The organism is Billgrantia gudaonensis (assembly GCF_900100195.1).
GTDB classification, from domain to species: Bacteria; Pseudomonadota; Gammaproteobacteria; order Pseudomonadales; family Halomonadaceae; genus Halomonas; species Halomonas gudaonensis.
Genome location: NZ_FNES01000003.1, coordinates 254586 through 271273, shown reverse-complemented (window position 1 = coordinate 271273; position 16688 = coordinate 254586). Strand labels below are relative to the sequence as shown.

Here is a 16688-nt window from a genome sequence, read left to right as displayed (position 1 = left end):
GATCAGAGCTCTTCGAGGGTGACGTGGTGATTGGTGAACACGCAGATGTCGCCGGCGATATCGAGCGACTTCTCGGTGATCTCGCGGGCCGTGAGGTCGGTGTTCTCGAGCAGGGCGCGGGCGGCTGCCAGGGCGTAGTTGCCGCCCGAGCCGATGGCGATGATGCCACGTTCGGGCTCCACCACGTCACCGTTGCCGGTGATGATCAGCGAGGCGTCCTTGTTGGCCACGGCGAGCAGTGCCTCGAGGCGACGCAGCGCGCGGTCGGTACGCCAGTCCTTGGCCAGCTCCACGGCGGCCTTGACCAGGTTGCCCTGGTGTTTCTCGAGCTGCGCTTCGAAACGTTCGAACAGAGTGAAGGCGTCGGCGGTGCCGCCGGCGAAGCCGGCCAGCACCTCGCCGCGATAGAGCCGTCGCACCTTGCTGGCGTTGCCCTTCATCACGGTGTTGCCCAGCGATACCTGGCCGTCGCCCGCCAGGGCGACCTGATCGCCGCGACGCACGGAAACGATGGTGGTCATTCAGAGAACTCCGAAACGGGGAGCTCGATCCCAGCTCCCGATGACTTTCGGCGCCTGCGGGCGCCGCGGGTGAACTTCACAGGAGGTGCGGGCGCCACGGCCCGAATTCAAGGATGGAGTCGGCAGCGATAATCCAGGAGTTTGTCCTCAGTTCTGCAGGCGGATCAGCAGGGGCTCGATCCCTTGCGTCACCATCAGGTCCTGGGCGCGATTGAGCTCGCGGGTGTCGTCGTAGGGTCCCACCTGGACGCGATGCCAGGTTTCGCCGCCGCTGGTCTGAACCTGGCTGACCTGGGCCACCAGGCTGAGGTCGCGCAGGCGGTCGCTCAACTGCTCGGCGTCGCCGGACTCGCGGAAGGAGGCAGCTTGCAGCATGTAGCGAGTGCCCGCAGTGTCAGTGCCGGCATCGCCTTCGGGGGCGTCATCGCCGTCCTCGGCGTCTTCGGGAATCTGGTTGGCAGCGATGATCTGGGCGATGGGGTCGCCCTCTCCCGCGGGTTCGCTGGTGGACTCCCGGTCGGGCGAAGCCGGGGGCGCCGGGGCGCCGACCTCGCCGCGCGGAGCGATCACCTCCGATTCCGGCAGGAGGGTATAGAACTCGAAGGTGGGCATGCGTGGCTCGCTGGCTTCCTGAGCGGGCGCTGCAGGCTCGGACGTCTCCGGCTCCGGCGGTGCCGATCGCGGCAACAGGGTGGCCAGCGGCGAGTCGTGGCCTTCCTGCCAAGGCGCCGTGCCGTGCTGGTGCTGGGCGAGCAGGAAGCCCGCCACCAATCCGCCGAGGCCCCACGCCCAGCCGGGCAGGCGCCAGCCCTCGCGGCGCCGTGAGGTGCGCCGGCGGGTGCTGGCGCCGCGTTTCTTGGGGGCAGGACGGCGAGCCATGGGTTACATCTCCTCGGGTGCGCTGACGCCCATCAGGTCGAGGCCGTTGCGCAGCACCTGTCGGGTCGCGAGCCCCAGGGCCAGACGGGCGTTGCGCAGTTCGTCATCCTCGACCATCACCTTGACCGCGTTGTAGCAGGTGTGGAAATCGGCGGCCAGGTCCAGCAGGTACTGGGCGACCTGCTGCGGTTCCCGTGCGGTGGCGGCATGGGTCACCACCTCGGGGAAACGTGCCAGGCGATTCATCAGCGCCTTCTCCTGATCGGCGTCGAGACGGGCCAGGCTGACCATCGCCAGGTCATGGTCGAAGGGTGTGCCATCGCTCTCGGCCTTGCGCAGCATGCTGCACACCCGCGCATGGGCGTACTGCACGTAGTAGACGGGATTGTCGTTGGACTGCGAGCGCGCCAGGTCGATGTCGAAGGTGAGCTGCGAGTCGGCCCGGCGGGCGGCCAGGAAGAAGCGCGTGGCGTCGCGGCCCACCTCGTCGATCAGGTCGCGCAGCGTGACGTAGCTACCGGCACGCTTGGAGAGCTTCACCTCCACACCGGAGCGGGTGACCATCACCATCTGGTGCAGCACGTAGTCGGGCCAGCCCTGCGGGATGCCGACTTCGAGCGCTTGCAGACCGGCGCGTACCCGGGTCACGGTGGAGTGGTGATCGGCGCCCTGCTCGTTGATCACGGTGGTGAAACCGCGCTGCCACTTGTCCAGGTGGTAGGCCACGTCGGGAAGGAAGTAGGTGTAGCTGCCATCGGACTTGCGCATGACGCGATCCTTGTCGTCACCGAAGTCGGTGGTGCGCAGCCACAGTGCGCCGTCCTGCTCGTAGGTGTGCCCCCCCGCGATCAGGCGCTCCACCGCAGCCTCGACCTTGCCTTCTTCGTAGAGCGAGGATTCCAGGAAGTAGACGTCGAATTCGACGCCGAAGGCCTTGAGGTCGAGATCCTGCTCGCGGCGCAGCCAGGCCACGGCGAACTCTCGGATGGCATCGAGGTCGTCCGGGTCGCCCTTGGCGGTCACGTGACGGTCGTCGGCGTGCACGGTCTGGCCGGCCAGGTAGTCCTTGGCCACCTCGACGATGTAGTCGCCACGGTAGCCGTCGGCGGGCCAGGCGGGACTATCGGGTTGGACGTCCTTGGCACGCGCCTGCACCGAGAGTGCCAGGTTGGCGATCTGGGCGCCTGCGTCGTTGTAGTAGAACTCGCGCGTGACCTCGAAGCCGGTCGCCTCGAGCAGGCGGGCGAGGCAGTCGCCGATGGCGGCGCCGCGACCGTGGCCCACGTGCAGCGGGCCGGTGGGGTTGGCGGAGACGAACTCCACCTGGACCTTCTGGCCCTGGCCGACGAGGCTGCGACCGAAGGCATCGCCGGCGTCGAGCACTTGGCGCACTACCTGGGCGGCGGCATCGGTGGCGGCGAAGAAGTTGACGAAGCCGGGCCCGGCGATCTCGATCTTGGCCACGGCATCGCTGGCGGGAACCGCGGCAACCAGCGCCTCGGCCAGTTCGCGGGGCTTCCGGCCGGCGGGTTTGGCCAGCATCAGTGCCAGGTTGGTGGCATAGTCGCCGTGGGACTTGTCCTTGGTCGGATCGACCTTGATCGTCGGGTCGATGTCGACGGGCAGCGTGTCTTGCTGCTTGAGCGTCTCGAGGGCCTCCTCGAGCAGTGCGACGATGGTCTCTTTCATGAAGCGTCGGTTGTCCTGTGGCGCCGGCCTGCGAATGGCCGATGAACCGGCGGTGACGAGGCACTCGCGGCGGGGCGCGGGCATGATGGAAACGGAGCCTTGAGCGGGCACGGCCGCCCATTATCGGCAATTGTGGTGCGGCTTTAAACCCTGCCAGCCTAGCTTCGGGCTTCGGGCTTCGGGCTTCGGGCAGCAGCCTAGCTCGTGGCTCGTGGCTCGTGGCTCGTGGCTAGGCAAGCGTCTGCGGGTCGATATCCAGCGACCAGCGCACCCGGCGAGCCGCGGGGTTGGACTCGAGCCAGCCAACGAGCCAGGCGCCTGCCTCGTGGAGCCGGCTGCGCTTGTCGGCGCCGAGCATCAGTTGAAGGTGATAGCGTCCCTGGCGCCATTCCATGGGGGCAGGCACCGGCCCCAGACAATCGACGTTCAGCTCGCGGTCGGTGAGCCAGGCGCGCAGCGCCTCTCCGGCGTGCCGGCCGAGGTCGGTGACGGCCGCCTCCTGTGGGCTCTCCAGGCGCAGCAGAGCGAGGAAGCGAAACGGTGGCAGCCGGGCGGCGCGGCGCTCTTCGAGCAGCTGATCGGCCAGGGCGTCGTAGCCGTATTCGGCCAGCATGCGCAGGTGGGGGTCGTCGCCGTGGAGGGTCTGTACCAGCACCCGGCCCGGGTGGCTGGCGCGACCGGCGCGGCCGGCCACCTGCTCGAGCAACTGAGTGCTGTGCTCCAGGGCGCGAAAGTCGCTGGCGTAGAGGCCGGCGTCGGCGTTGACCACCACCACCAGCGCCACATGGGGCAGGTGATGGCCCTTGGCGAGCATCTGGGTGCCCACCAGCAGGCAGGGTTCGCCGCGGCGCACTTCGGCCAGCATCCGCTCCAGGGCATCGCGGCGCCGCGTGCTGTCGCGATCGATACGGTGCACCGGCACCTCCGGAAAGTGAGCGGCGAGGGTTTCCTCGGTACGCTCGGTGCCGCTGCCCAGCGGGCGCAGATCGGCGCTGCCGCAGGCGGGGCAGGCGTCGGGCAGCGCTCGGCGGCTGTCGCAGTGGTGGCAGGCCAGCAGGGGCGGCTGGCGGTGCAGCGTCAGTCGTGCATCGCAATGGTCGCATTCGGCGAGCCAGCCGCAGGCGTGGCAGGCCAGCGTCGGAGCGAAGCCGCGGCGGTTGATGAACACCAGCACCTGATGACCGGCGGCCAGCGTCTCGCCAATCGCCGTGAGTACGGGGGGGACGAGCCCGCCCTGGCGTGGGCGGCCGCGCATGTCGACGAGCTCCAGGCGTGCCGGGGCGTGGCGGGTGGCGCGGCGCGTCAGGCGCAGGTGCCGGTAGTCGCCGCGGCTGGCGTGATGGAGACTCTCCAGCGAAGGAGTGGCACTGCCCAGCAGCAACGGAACGGCATGCCGCTGGGCACGTGCCACGGCCAGGTCGCGGGCGTGGTAGCGCAGCCCTTCCTGCTGCTTGAAGGAGCCGTCGTGCTCCTCGTCGACGATGATCGCTCCAGGGCGGGCCAGGGGCGTGAAGATCGCCGAGCGGGTGCCGATGACGATGGGGGCGCGGCCGCTGGCGGCGGCCTCCCAGGCGTCGAGCCGCTCATGGTCGGTGAGCCCGGAGTGCAGGGCGACGATGGGTACCTGGAACCGATGTCGGAAGCGCGCCAGGGTCTGTGGAGTGAGGCCGATCTCCGGTACCAGCACCAGTGCCTGCCTGCCGCGTGCCACCACCGCTTCGATCAGCTGCAGGTACACCTCGGTCTTGCCGCTGCCGGTGACGCCGTGCAACAGGCAGGGATGGAAGGTCTCCAGACCGGCGTGGAGTGTCGATAGCGCTGCGGCCTGCTCGCCGTTGAGCGGCAGGGCCGGCTCGCCCAGCAGGTGAGCGGCGGCAGGGTCGGCGGCCGCCGTGCGCGGGGTTTCGCGCCGCGTCACCAGCCCCTTGGCGTCGAGTGCCTTGAGCTGTTCTCGGGTGAACCCCTGGGCCAGCACCGCCTGGGTGGCGAGTCCGTGGGGGTGCTGGGCGAGCATCGCCAGCAGTTCGGCCTGACGGGGGGCGCGCTTGAGCCGCTGGGTGTCGGCGGCACGGCCGCTGTCGGTGAGCAGCCATTGTTCGCGCACGCGACCGGCCAGCGGCCGCCCCTGGCGCAGCAGCACCGGCAATGCCTGGTGCAGGGTGTCGCCGAGCGGATGCTGGTAGTAGCGAGCGGTGAAGTGGCACAGCCACAGCCAGTCCGCCGGGAGTGGCGTTTCGTCGAGGCATTCCGCCACCGGCTTCAGCTCGCCGAAGGGGCGCTCTCCCTGCTCGCGGCACGCCACCACCACGCCGACGACCTGGCGGCGGCCGAAGGGCACGCGCACGCGCAGGCCCGGCTGCCAGCCTGCCGCCGGGGGCGCGGTGGCGCGGTAGTCGAACAGCCGGCGCAGTGGCGTGGGAACGGCCACGCGCAGCACGCGGATGGCGCCTGGGGTAGGGGAGTCGTGCAATTGGCCTCCGGCCCGGGGTCTGCTAGAATGCTCCGCCGCCGTGGCGCTGGGGCGTTGCGGCGGCTATCGGTTAGCTAGTGACGGTTACCACGACTGATTAACCCGTATGCGGTGCCTGGCAACGATCAGGTGGCGGCATACCGCTCAAGAGGCTCAAGATGAAACAAGGTATCCACCCGGATTACAAGACGGTCACCGCAACCTGTTCGTGCGGTGCGACCTTCGAGGTCGGCTCCACGGCCGGCCACGACCTGGCGCTGGACGTCTGCTCCCAGTGTCACCCCTTCTACACCGGCAAGCAGAAGCAGGCGACCACCGGCGGTCGTGTCGAGCGCTTCAACAAGCGCTTCGGTGCCGCCCTCAAGCGCGGCTGATCCGACGTCTCGGCCGGGAGATCCGGTGCGCATCGCAGAAACCCGCCGCCTGGCGGGTTTTTGCGTATCGGGAGAGGCAATCGCAAAACGGCGCTGATCGGTTCGCAACGGCGCCGAAACGGCGCTCGAGCGGCACGCGTTGAGGAGTGGAAAGTTTTTCTATACTCTAGTTTTCCCCCTCGTTCCACGCTTTACATGGATACCGGACCACAGCATGACAGACGCCAAGAAGCAGGCTGCGCTGGACTATCACGCCAAGCCCATTCCCGGAAAGCTCTCGGTGGAGCTGACCAAGCCCACGGCCACTGCGCGCGACCTTTCCCTGGCCTACAGCCCGGGCGTGGCGGAACCGGTGCGCGAGATCGCCCGCGATCCGGAGAATGCCTATCGGTATACCGGCAAGGGCAATCTGGTGGCGGTGATCTCCGATGGCAGCGCCATCCTGGGACTGGGTAACTTGGGGCCGCTGGCCAGCAAGCCGGTCATGGAGGGCAAGGGCGTGCTGTTCAAGCGCTTCGCCGGCATCAATTCGGTGGACGTGGAGGTCAATGCCGAGAGCCCCCAGGCATTCATCGATACCGTAGCGCGCATCGCCGACAGCTGGGGCGGCATCAATCTCGAGGACATCAAGGCCCCGGAGTGCTTCGAGATCGAGCAGACGCTCATCGAGCAGTGCAGCATCCCGGTCTTCCATGACGACCAGCACGGTACTGCCATCGTCACCGCGGCGGGCATGCTCAACGCTCTGGCGATTGCCGGAAAGCGCCTGGAAGAAGCGAAGATCGTGTGCCTCGGCGCCGGGGCCGCGGCCATCGCCTGCATGAAGCTGCTGGTTTCCTGCGGGGCGCGGGCAGAGAATCTGGTGATGCTCGATCGGCGCGGGGTGATCCACGCCGGGCGCGAGGGGCTCAATCCCTACAAGGCGATGTTCGCCATCGATACCGACAAGCGTACGCTGGACGACGCCATCGAGGGAGCCGACGTCTTCATCGGACTTTCCGGGCCCAATCTGATGAGCGCCGAGCACCTGCGCAAGATGGCCGATGACCCGGTGGTCTTCGCCTGCACCAACCCCGATCCCGAGATCGACCCCGAGGTTGCCCGCGATGCGCGTCCGGACGTGATCATGGCGACCGGCCGTTCCGATTACCCCAATCAGGTCAATAACGTGCTGGGCTTTCCGTTCATCTTCCGCGGGGCGCTCGACGTGCGCGCCACGCGCATCAACGAGGAGATGAAGGTGGCTGCCGTGCATGCGCTCAAGGACCTGGCCCGCGAGCCGGTGCCTCGGGCGGTGCTGGACGCCTACGAGAAGGAGAGCATGGCCTTCGGCCGCGACTACATCATCCCCACCCCGGTGGACGTGCGGCTGCTCGACCGGGTTACCTCGGCGGTGGCCCAGGCAGCGGTGGATTCCGGCGTGGCGCGGCGTCCCTACCCTGCCCACTATCCGCTGACATCGGTGGATGACGTCTACGGCAGCTGACGGCCTCGGTCGCATTGCCCCCTCCCGAGACACGCCGCCGGCCCCACCAGGGCCGGCGGCGTGCTGGATGAGTCTCTCTTCACCAACTGTAGAGCAACGAGGCGCTGGTGGTGTGATCGGTTCGGGCGTCGGCGCTGGCCGGTGGCTGCGAGTTGTGCTTGATCTCGTGGGAGAGCTTCAGTGCCAGCCGCGAGTTGAGCCGCGCCGTAATGGCACTGAGCGAGCGCGACGTGGTGTTGTCGTCGGTCGCCTCGACGGACAGTTCCTGGTCGAGACTGGCCGTGTCGGAGAACGCCCAGCGATAGTCCAGGGCGGTGTAGGCGACCGCCAGGGTCTCGTCTCCCGCACCGCGGATGCGGTCGTCGCGAAAGCCGGGGCCGGCCTCCAGGGAGAGCCGATGGCGTTCGCCGTCGAGAACGTGACGGCCGTAGCCGGCGATGGCGGTGAACTGTTGGTCGTAGCCGCTGAAGCGATCCTTCTCCCAGCGGCCGAAGCCGAACAGGTAGTGGGGGCCCTGGAAGTCGTAACGTTCGCGCATGGAAACCAGATACTGCTCGGCGCTGGTTTCGCCGTCGCGCGCGACGTTGCGCACTTCGCCACGCAGCGTGTGCATCCAGTTGCCGGTCAGCCAGGTCAGGCGTCCCTTGCCGATCAGCGTCTGGCTGTCGGTGTTGCCGGAGAGATGAGTGTAGCCGAGCTCGGCCTCGCCGCTGAAGGCGTCGGCGTCCTCATCGGGGGCTGGCGGCGCATAGAAGGGGCTGGCGGCCGTGCCGCCGGCGATCGTCAGCAGGCCCGTTAGCGAGAGCGCCAACCACTGGTGCCGTAGGCGGCGCGTCGTGGAGTCGCACATGTCGGTCTCTTCGTCGGCTGTGGTCTTCGCCGCCGACGAACGGCGGCGATGGGGCGGTATGGCCCGGGCGCCATCGCGGTCGCCCGGGCATTTTGGTGGCTAGAAGATGGCTTCATAACTGCCGGTGCCTTCGGAGCCGCTGCGCTGCTCGACTTCCTGCTCGATGCGCCGCGGTTCCCGATCCGGCAGGTGGTCGGGGTGGAATATCTCGCTGATGCCGCCGGGCTGATCGTCAGCCAGCAGACGCCCCGTATCGGGGTCGACACGAGCGCGCACCAGTTCCTCGGGCGGCTCGGGCATGGCCTCGGGACGATCCGCCAAGGCATCGTCCATGAAATCGATCCATATCGGCAGGGCGGCATTGGCGCCGTATTCGGCAATGCTGTCGTTGTCGTCCTTGCCCACCCAAACGGTGGCCACCAGGTCGCTGTTGAAGCCGGCGAACCAGGCGTCGCGCTGGTCGTTGGTGGTACCGGTCTTGCCGACGATGTCCTGGCGGTCGAGGGACAGGGCGGCGCGTCCGGTGCCGTTCTCGATGACGTCACGCATCATGTCGCGCAGGATGTAGACCGCCGTCGGATCGGCCACGCGCGGTGCTATCGGGTAGCGCTTGCCGTCTCGCTCGGTTTCTTCCTGGCCCTCTTCGCAGTCGTGGCAGGCGACCTGGGGCCGCGCTTCCTCGATCACTTCGTCGTCGCTGCCACGGGTGATGCGCTGGATGAACCAGGGCGACACCTGGAAGCCGCCGTTGGCCAGCACTGCGTAGGCGTTGGTCATTTCCAGCGGGGTGAGGCTGGCGCTGCCGAGTGCCAGTGACAGGCCGTTCGGCAGCCGGCTCGGCGCAAACCCGAAACCTTGCAGGTAGTCGATGGTGGTGTCCAGGCCCAGCGTCTGCAGAATGCGGATGGTGACCAGGTTGCGCGAACGGGCCAGCGCCTCGCGCAGCCGGGTGGGGCCGAGGAAGTCGCCGCTGGAATTGACCGGACGCCACAGTTCGTTGCTGCCGTCTTCGACCACCACCGGAGCGTCGTTGACCACGCTCGAGGCGGTCATCAGGCCGCTGTCCAGGGCCGCCAGATAGACGAAGGGCTTGAAGATCGAGCCGGACTGCCGCTCGGCCTGTACCGCACGGTTGAACTTGCTGGCCGAGAAACTGAAGCCGCCCTGCAGGGCGAGGATGGCACCGGTATCCGGTTCCATCACCACCAGGGAGCCTTCGGCACCAGGGCGCTGCGAGAGGCGCCAGTTGCCCTCTTCGTCTTCGAGGATGCGCACCAGGTCGCCGCGCTCGGCGATCTCGGCGGCCGAGCTGGGCTCGGCGCCGCGGGAGCGCGGACTACGGTAGGCTCGCGCCCAGCTCAGGCCTTCCCAGTCGAGGGTGCGCAGCTTGCCGCCGCGGGTCATGACGCGCATTTCGCGGCCTTCGCTGGCCACCACGATGGCCGGCTGGAGCGGGCCGTAGCCGGGGGTGCGCTCCAGTACGCCGAGCCAGTTGCTGACGTCGCCGTCGATCCCTTCGACCTCGGTCTGGCTGCGCTCGGCGGCCTGTTGGGCGGTGGCCATGATCTCCGGCGACTCGTCGAGCTCTTCCTCCAGGCCCTGTCGTTCGGTTCGTGCCTGAGCCTCGGCCAGGCCGGAGGGAATGTCGCGCTCTTCGGGGCCGCGCCAGCCGTGGCGGGTATCGTAGTCGATCAGACCGCGCGCCAGGGCCCGGCGCGCCTGGGGCTGCAGTTCGCTGTCGATCGTGGTGTGGATGCGGTAGCCGCCGGTGTAGGCGGTGTCGCCGAAACGCTCCAGGGCATATTGGCGGGCCATTTCCGCCACGTAGTCGGCGTCCACCTCGGCACGCACGCGGTGACGGCGTGCGGTGATCGGTTCCTGGACGGCCTCCTCGTAGGTGGGAGCATCGATGTAGCCGAGTTCGCGCATGCGGTAGAGGATCCAGTTGCGGCGGATCAGCGCACGCTCGGGGTTGGCCAGCGGATTGAACGACGAGGGTGCCTTGGGCAGGCCGGCGATCATCGCCTTCTGGGCCAGGGTCAGCTCGGCCAGCGGCTTGTCGTAGTAGACCTCGGCGGCGGCGGCGATGCCGTAGGCGCGGTGGCCCAGGAATATCTTGTTGACGTAGAGCTCGAGGATCTCCTCCTTGGAGAGGATCTGCTCCATCTGCAGAGCCAGCAGTATCTCGCGGATCTTGCGGGTGAAGGTGCGATCCAGGCTGAGCAGGTAGTTGCGTGCCACCTGCATGGTGATGGTGGAGCCGCCCGACTGGATGTCGCCGCTGACGGCCAACTCCAGGGCGGCACGCGCCAGCCCCTTGGGATCGACGCCGCGATGATCGAAGTAGGCGTCGTCCTCGGCGGCCAGCAGGGCCTGGATGAAGTCCTCCGGGATGCCGTCGAACTCCACCGGCATGCGGCGTTCGTCGCCGTATTCGCCGATCAGCTTGCCGTCACGGGTGAAGATGCGCAGCGGGGTATGCAGTTCGAAGTCCTGCAACTGGCGCACGTCGGGCAGCCCCGGAGAGAAGTAGAGGGCCGCGCCGGCCACGCCCAGCAGAGAGGCGGTGAACAGCGATACCAGCAGCCAAATGACGGAAAAGGTCAGGGTTTTGATCCACTTCATGAAAATGCGATATCCGTGGTGAAATCCGTAGGGTAAGGCGGGTGCGATGGCGTGCCGTCACTGGCGCCAGCCATTATAGGAAGCCGAGCCGCTCGTCACCAGCGTTGACGGGACATTGCGACGACGTTGCCCCTTCGGGGGCAATATCATGTAACCTCCTTGTCGCAGGGCAAGGTATGGCTTTCCTGGTCCGTTATGCTGAGCTGGCCGAACCACAACACGCGGATGACCGCATCATGATTGGGCAGGGGCATGGGTAGATGCGATTCAGGGCCTCCGGCAAGGGGTTGATCGGTGTCGACATCACGTCGGCTACCGTCAAGTTGATCGAGTTGCGCCGTGTCGGCGGCACCTTTCAGATCGATAGTTACGCGGTGCGCCCCCTGCGCGAAGGTGCCGTGGTCGAGCGGCGCATCCGCGACATGGGCGAGGTGGCCGATGCCCTGCGTCGCGCGGTGGAAAGCGCTCGCCCGGCCTCTCGCAATGCGTCGGTGGCGGTGCCGGCCAGCGCGGCGATCACCAAGACCCTGACCCTGCCGGCCTCGCTGAACGACGACGAGATCACCGCGCGCATCCAGTTGGAGTCCGACAAGCACATCCCCTTTCCGTTCAGCGAAGTCGCCTTCGATTTTCAGCGGCTCGGTCTCAATGCACGCTACGGCGATCAGCAGGACGTGCTGCTGGTCGCCTGCCGCGAACAGGACGTGCGTCAACTGACCGATGCGCTTCTCCAAGCGGGGCTGGCCCCGGCTGCGGTCGATGTCGAGACCTTCGCCATGGAGCGCGCCTTCGAGGAGGTGCGGGCGCAGTTGCCTTCCCCGGCCGGCAGCGAAGAGTGCGTGGCGCTGGTCGACATCGGTGCCACCATGAACGCCTTCCACGTGGTGCGCAATGGGCGCATCACCTACAGCCGCGATACGGTGTTCGGAGGGCGCCAGCTCACCGATGAAATCCGCAACCGTTACGGACTCAGCCTCGAGGAGGCAGGATTGGCCAAGAAGCGTGGCGGGCTGCCGGAGGATTACCAGCTCAGCGTGCTCGAGCCCTTCCTGGATACCCTGGTGCAGCAAGTGGGGCGTTCCCTGCAGCTCTACTACACCGCAGGACGCAAGCACGAGGTTCAGCGCATGGTGCTCGCCGGCGGCTCCAGCGTGATTCCCGGTCTCGCCGAGCGTCTCGCCCAGGACAGCGGCATGGACGTCTCCATCGCCAATCCGTTTCTGCGCATGCGCATCAATCCGCGCATCGATGTCCAGACGCTGGCCGGCGATGCCCCGGCGATGCTCACGGCTTGCGGTCTGGCGATGAGGTCTCGTCCATGAGCATCGAGATCAACCTGCTCCCGTGGCGCGAGAAGCAGCGTGCGCGGCGGAGCCGCCGCTTCTATCTGGCCCTGGTTCTGATGGCGGGGCTGGGGGTCGGCGGCGGTCTGGGCGTCACGCAGTTCTATCAAGCGGAGCTCAGTGCGCAGCAGCAGCGCAACGCTCACGTGCGGGAATCGATAGCCGCACTCGATCAGGACATCCGCTCGATCACCGAATACGAGGCGGTCCGGGAGCGCATGGCCGGCCAGCTCGATGTCTTCGCCGAGCTTCAGCAGGGGCGTTCGCAGACGGTGGCCGTGTTCCGTGACCTGACCCGCAGCCTGGTGGAGGGCGTTCACTACACCTCCATGACGCGGCAGGGGGAGCGGTTGCGTCTCACCGGCCTGGCCGAGGCCGACCGTCAGGTCTCCGATCAGCTTCGCGCACTGGCTGCCGCTCCCTCGCTGGCCGAGCCCGTGCTTTCCGAAGTGGAGTCGGCGAACGGGGATCAGCGACGCTTTGCGCTCAGCGTCACTCAGCAGTCGGCCGGCGCGACGTCCGCCGAGGACGAAGCCGAAGGAGGTGAGCCATGAGCTTTCGGGGAGAGTGGCGGCGCCTGCGCCAGCTGGACTGGCGAGAACTGGACATCAAGGAGTCGGGGGGTTGGCCCTGGTCGCTGCAGCTGATCTGCTGCGTTTTGGTGCTGGGCCTGACGCTCGCCGCCGTGCACTGGTACCTGGCGCGCCCCCAGGCCGAGGCACTGGCCGAGGCACGAGCCGAGGAGCGGACGCTGCTGCGCGACTACCGTCTCAAGGCGGCCCAGGCTTCGCGTCTGCCCACCATGCTCGAAGAGATGGCCGTGCTCGAAGCGCGCATGGAAGCGTTGATGGCCATGCTGCCCACCGGTGCCGAAATTCCTTCGCTGCTCGACAGCATCAGCGAGATCGCCATCGATCATCAGCTGTCGATCGATGCCATCCGGCTGCGCAGCCCGGTGACGCGCGATTTCTACATAGAGCGTCCCTTCGATATCCAGGTCGAGGGCGACTATCATCGCCTGGCCGCCTTTCTGGCCGACATCGCCGCCCTGTCTCGGATCGTCACCCAGCACGATTTTTCTCTGGAACCGGTCGAGGAGGCCGATACGCTGACGCTCTCCATGCTGGCGCGCACCTACAGCTACCGCACGTCCGGCGAGGCCGAGGGGGAGAGCTCGCCATGAGGTGGCTGCAAGGTATCACCATGGCCGTTACGCTAGGCTTGGTCGCCGGCTGTGCCGATCCGCAGCTCGCAGCGCTGGACCGCGAGCTGGCGGCCATTCGCGAGGACCCGGGGCCGACGCCCGAGTTCGACTTGCCGGAAGTGCCCACCTACGAGGCCACGCCCTATCGTGAAGCGGACAGCCGCAGTCCGTTCCGGCCGCGCCGGCTGGAAGCCGATCCCGAAGCGTCGGGAGAAGGTCAGCTGGCGCCGGACCCGGATCGACGCAAAGAGCCGCTGGAAGCCTTTGCGTTGGAGGAACTGGAACTGGTGGGCGTGTTGACGGTAGGGGGCGAGCCTTCGGCACTGGTGCGAACACCGGATGGCCAGGTCCACCGTCTGCACCGAGGGAACCATTTGGGCGGCAATCACGGGCGCATCGTCGCGATCACCCATTCATCGGTGCAGTTGGTGGAACTGGTGCCGACCGGAGGCGGTGGTTGGGTGGAGCGCACCACGCGACTCACGCTGGACGACGAGACATGACGGCAGCGCCGTGGCGATCTACGCCGTCGAGCGGTGTCAGGCAGAGGGGTGAAGTAATGTTGGCAATGATGCGTGCACTGGCGGGGCTCTGCCTGCTGATGGTGGCCGGCAGCGCGGCGGCCACGACACTGACCGAGTTGGATTTTCGCCAGGGCGAAGGGGGCGAGCTGCAGATCGACCTCCACTTCGACGAGGGCGTGCCGGAAGTGCGCGGCTATCGTCTCGACGAGCCGCCGCGCCTGACCATCGATCTCATGGCCACCGGTAGCCGTCTCGAGCGGCGGCGTTTCGACCTGGGGGTCGGTGGCGTCGCGCAGGTCACCGCCCTGGAGGCGGGAAGTCGCACGCGACTGGTGTTCGATCTGGATGGCGCTTTGCCGTACCGCACCGAGGCGCTGGGCGATCGCCTGCGCCTGTTCATCGGCAGCGATGCTGCGCCCCGGGAGCCGGAGCGTATCGCTGCGTCGGAGAATGTCGAAGAGGGGGTGGCCGACGCTGAGCGCACCGGCGACCAAGCCTCACAAGACGGTAGGCCGTCCATCGAGTCCATCGACTTTCGCCGTGGCGACGAAGGAGCCGGGCGCCTCGTCGTGGTCTTCGATCGGGCTGGGGTCGACGCGCGGGTGCGTGAACAGAACCGGCAGCGCATCACCGCCGAGCTGCGCGGCGTCGAACTGCCGGAGGCGCACAACCAGGTGCTCGACGTCAGCGATTTCGATACGCCATTGACTCGCATCACGCCACGCCGCAGCAGCGAAGGCGTGATTCTCGACATCCAGGGTGACGGCGATTATGCGATGGTCTCCACGCAAAGCGGTCGGCAACTGACCATCGAAGCGCAGCCGGTCACTCCGCAGGAGCGAGAAGAGCGCATACGCGAGCAGTTTCCCTATACCGGAGAGCGCATCACGCTCAACTTCCAGGACATCGAGGTGCGCTCGGTGCTGGCGATCATCGCCGATTTCACCGGTCTCAACCTGGTGGCCAGCGACAGCGTGCAGGGGCGCGTCACGCTCAACCTCGAGGACGTGCCATGGGACCAGGCGCTCGATCTGGTGCTCAAGAGTCACGGTCTGGCCAGCCGTCAGGAAGGCAACGTCATCGTGGTGGCGCCAGCCTCGGATCTCGCCGAGATCGAACGTCAGGAGCTCGAGGCGCGCACCGAAATGGAGACCCTGGCGCCGCTGACCACGGAGTACGTCCAGGTGCGTTACGCCCGCGCCGAGGAGCTGGCCCGCCTGCTGCGCGGCGAGGAGGGGTTCGGCCTGCTCAGCGAGCGTGGTCGGGTGGCCGTTGATCAGCGCACCAATACGCTGTTGATCCAGGATACCGCCGATCAGGTGCAGGAGATCCTCGCCACCCTCGATGAGCTGGACATCGCCGTGCGCCAGGTGCAGATCGAGGCGCGCATCGTCATCGCCCGGGATGGCGTCACCAGGGAGCTGGGGGTCAACTGGGGAGCGTCCGGCGAGGGTAGCCGCTTCAACCTGGGCGGGGCTTCGTCCGGTACCCCGATCAGCACCTACGGCGACGATTTCAGCGGTCAGCGCGAATCGCGCGGCGAGTTCACCGGCGGCTTCGACGACCCTGCGGGCAGTCAGTTCCAGCGCGGCGGCCTGGCCGTCGATCTGGGCGGGGCCAATCCGATGACGAGCCTCTCCTTCGGCTATCTCTCCGGCGATATCCTGCTCGATCTGGAGCTGCGCGCCCTGGAAAGCGAGAACAAGAGCCAGACCATCTCTCAGCCTCGGGTGATCACCGCCAACCAGCGCAAGGCGGTGATCAAGCAGGGCCAGGAGATCCCCTATCAGGAGTCCACCTCCAGCGGCGCGACCAACGTGGAGTTCAAGGAAGCGGTGCTGTCGCTGGAGGTGACCCCGCAGATCACGCCGGACAACCGCATCATCATGGACCTGCTGATCAACAACGATACCGTGGCTGAAGAGGCGTTCGGCGGCGTGCCGGCCATCGACACCAATCAGATCGAGACCCAGGTGCTGGTGGACAATGGTGAAACCGTGGTGCTGGGTGGTATCCTCACCACGGAAGAGCTCCGTCGACTGGCCAAGACGCCGTTCCTGGGCGACCTGCCGGTGCTGGGCAAGCTCTTTCAGTACAACGAGCAGAACAACCAGAAAGTCGAGCTGCTGGTGTTCATCACGCCCCGCATACTGGACGATAACCTGGCCATTCGCTGATGCAGGCACTACCCAACCTGATCCTCGTCGGCCCCATGGGGGCCGGCAAGAGCACCATCGGCCGCCTCCTGGCGGCCGAGCTGTCACGTGAGTTCTACGACAGCGACCACGAGATTCAGGCCCGCTGCGGTGCCGACATCCCGTGGATCTTCGACGTCGAGGGCGAGGCGGGGTTTCGCCACCGTGAAGCGCAGATGATCGAGGAGCTCACCGCCCTCGACGAGGTGGTGATCGCGACCGGCGGCGGTGCCGTGCTGCGGGAAGAGAACCGCCGCCGGCTGCGCGAGCGAGGCACTGTCATCTACCTGTTCACGACCGTCGAGCAGCAGCTCAGGCGCGTCGCCAAGGATCGCAATCGCCCCTTGCTGCAACGCCCCGACCGTGAAGCCGCGCTGCGCGAGATGTTCACGCTGCGCGACCCCCTCTATCGGGCTACCGCCGATATCGTGGTGCGCACCGACCGGCGCAGTCCGCGCGCCGTGGTGGGGGACATCGTGCGCCGCGTGCAGCGTCTGGTCGACCCTCTCCAAGCCAAGGCCTGAAAAT

General features: G+C 67.3%; 14 protein-coding genes. 8 read left to right on the top strand and 6 right to left on the bottom strand.

The window, feature by feature from the left end; genetic code table 11:
* Positions 1-2: 2 nt before the first annotated feature.
* From hslV to BLP96_RS05205, 4 genes are all read right to left on the bottom strand, one after another.
* Complete coding sequence (gene hslV / locus BLP96_RS05220) at positions 3-521, bottom strand: ATP-dependent protease subunit HslV (RefSeq protein ID WP_089683830.1); 519 nt, start codon at positions 519-521, stop codon at positions 3-5.
* Between the two features lie 147 nt (positions 522-668).
* Positions 669-1400, bottom strand: a complete 732-nt coding sequence (locus BLP96_RS05215; RefSeq protein ID WP_089683828.1) for an SPOR domain-containing protein — start codon at positions 1398-1400, stop codon at positions 669-671.
* A gap of 3 nt (positions 1401-1403) precedes the next feature.
* Positions 1404-3089, bottom strand: coding sequence for an arginine--tRNA ligase (gene argS, locus BLP96_RS05210; RefSeq protein ID WP_089683826.1), 1686 nt, complete (start codon positions 3087-3089; stop codon positions 1404-1406).
* Between the two features lie 229 nt (positions 3090-3318).
* Positions 3319-5559 (bottom strand): primosomal protein N', encoded by a 2241-nt coding sequence (locus BLP96_RS05205; protein ID WP_089683824.1) that lies wholly within the window; start codon positions 5557-5559, stop codon positions 3319-3321.
* Between the two features lie 158 nt (positions 5560-5717).
* Between BLP96_RS05205 and rpmE the strand changes: the two genes are divergently transcribed.
* Together rpmE and BLP96_RS05195 are read left to right on the top strand one after the other, a co-directional pair.
* Complete coding sequence (rpmE, locus tag BLP96_RS05200; protein ID WP_089683822.1) at positions 5718-5933, top strand: 50S ribosomal protein L31; 216 nt, start codon at positions 5718-5720, stop codon at positions 5931-5933.
* Positions 5934-6147: 214 nt separating this feature from the next.
* Positions 6148-7419 carry a malic enzyme-like NAD(P)-binding protein gene (locus BLP96_RS05195; protein ID WP_089683819.1) on the top strand — a complete coding sequence of 424 codons (1272 nt, stop codon included), beginning with the start codon at positions 6148-6150 and terminating at the stop codon, positions 7417-7419.
* Positions 7420-7498: 79 nt separating this feature from the next.
* Here BLP96_RS05195 and BLP96_RS05190 read toward each other — a convergent pair whose 3' ends face one another.
* On the bottom strand, positions 7499-8269 hold the full coding sequence (locus tag BLP96_RS05190) for a DUF481 domain-containing protein (RefSeq protein ID WP_089683817.1): 771 nt from the start codon (positions 8267-8269) through the stop codon (positions 7499-7501).
* A 99-nt stretch (positions 8270-8368) separates the two neighbouring features.
* Positions 8369-10894, bottom strand: a complete 2526-nt coding sequence (locus tag BLP96_RS05185) for a penicillin-binding protein 1A (protein WP_089683815.1) — start codon at positions 10892-10894, stop codon at positions 8369-8371.
* 260 nt (positions 10895-11154) lie between these two features.
* Here BLP96_RS05185 and pilM point away from each other — a divergent pair, with 260 nt between their 5' ends.
* The 6 genes from pilM to aroK are packed head-to-tail and all read left to right on the top strand — an operon-like array spanning position 11155 to position 16684.
* Positions 11155-12216, top strand: a complete 1062-nt coding sequence (pilM, locus tag BLP96_RS05180) for a type IV pilus assembly protein PilM (protein WP_089683813.1) — start codon at positions 11155-11157, stop codon at positions 12214-12216.
* On the top strand, positions 12213-12791 hold the full coding sequence (locus BLP96_RS05175) for a PilN domain-containing protein (protein WP_089683811.1): 579 nt from the start codon (positions 12213-12215) through the stop codon (positions 12789-12791). The genes pilM and BLP96_RS05175 overlap by 4 nt, the downstream gene beginning before the upstream one ends.
* A complete protein-coding gene (locus tag BLP96_RS05170) occupies positions 12788-13420 on the top strand; it encodes a type IV pilus inner membrane component PilO (protein ID WP_089683809.1) in 633 nt (210 codons plus the stop codon). Before BLP96_RS05175 ends, BLP96_RS05170 begins: the two co-directional genes overlap by 4 nt.
* Complete coding sequence (locus tag BLP96_RS05165; protein WP_245682167.1) at positions 13417-13944, top strand: pilus assembly protein PilP; 528 nt, start codon at positions 13417-13419, stop codon at positions 13942-13944. The genes BLP96_RS05170 and BLP96_RS05165 overlap by 4 nt, the downstream gene beginning before the upstream one ends.
* A 56-nt stretch (positions 13945-14000) precedes the next feature.
* Positions 14001-16142, top strand: coding sequence for a type IV pilus secretin PilQ (locus tag BLP96_RS05160; RefSeq protein ID WP_422666801.1), 2142 nt, complete (start codon positions 14001-14003; stop codon positions 16140-16142).
* On the top strand, positions 16142-16684 hold the full coding sequence (aroK, locus tag BLP96_RS05155) for a shikimate kinase AroK (protein WP_089683807.1): 543 nt from the start codon (positions 16142-16144) through the stop codon (positions 16682-16684). The genes BLP96_RS05160 and aroK overlap by 1 nt, the downstream gene beginning before the upstream one ends.
* The last annotated feature ends 4 nt before the right edge of the window (positions 16685-16688 follow it).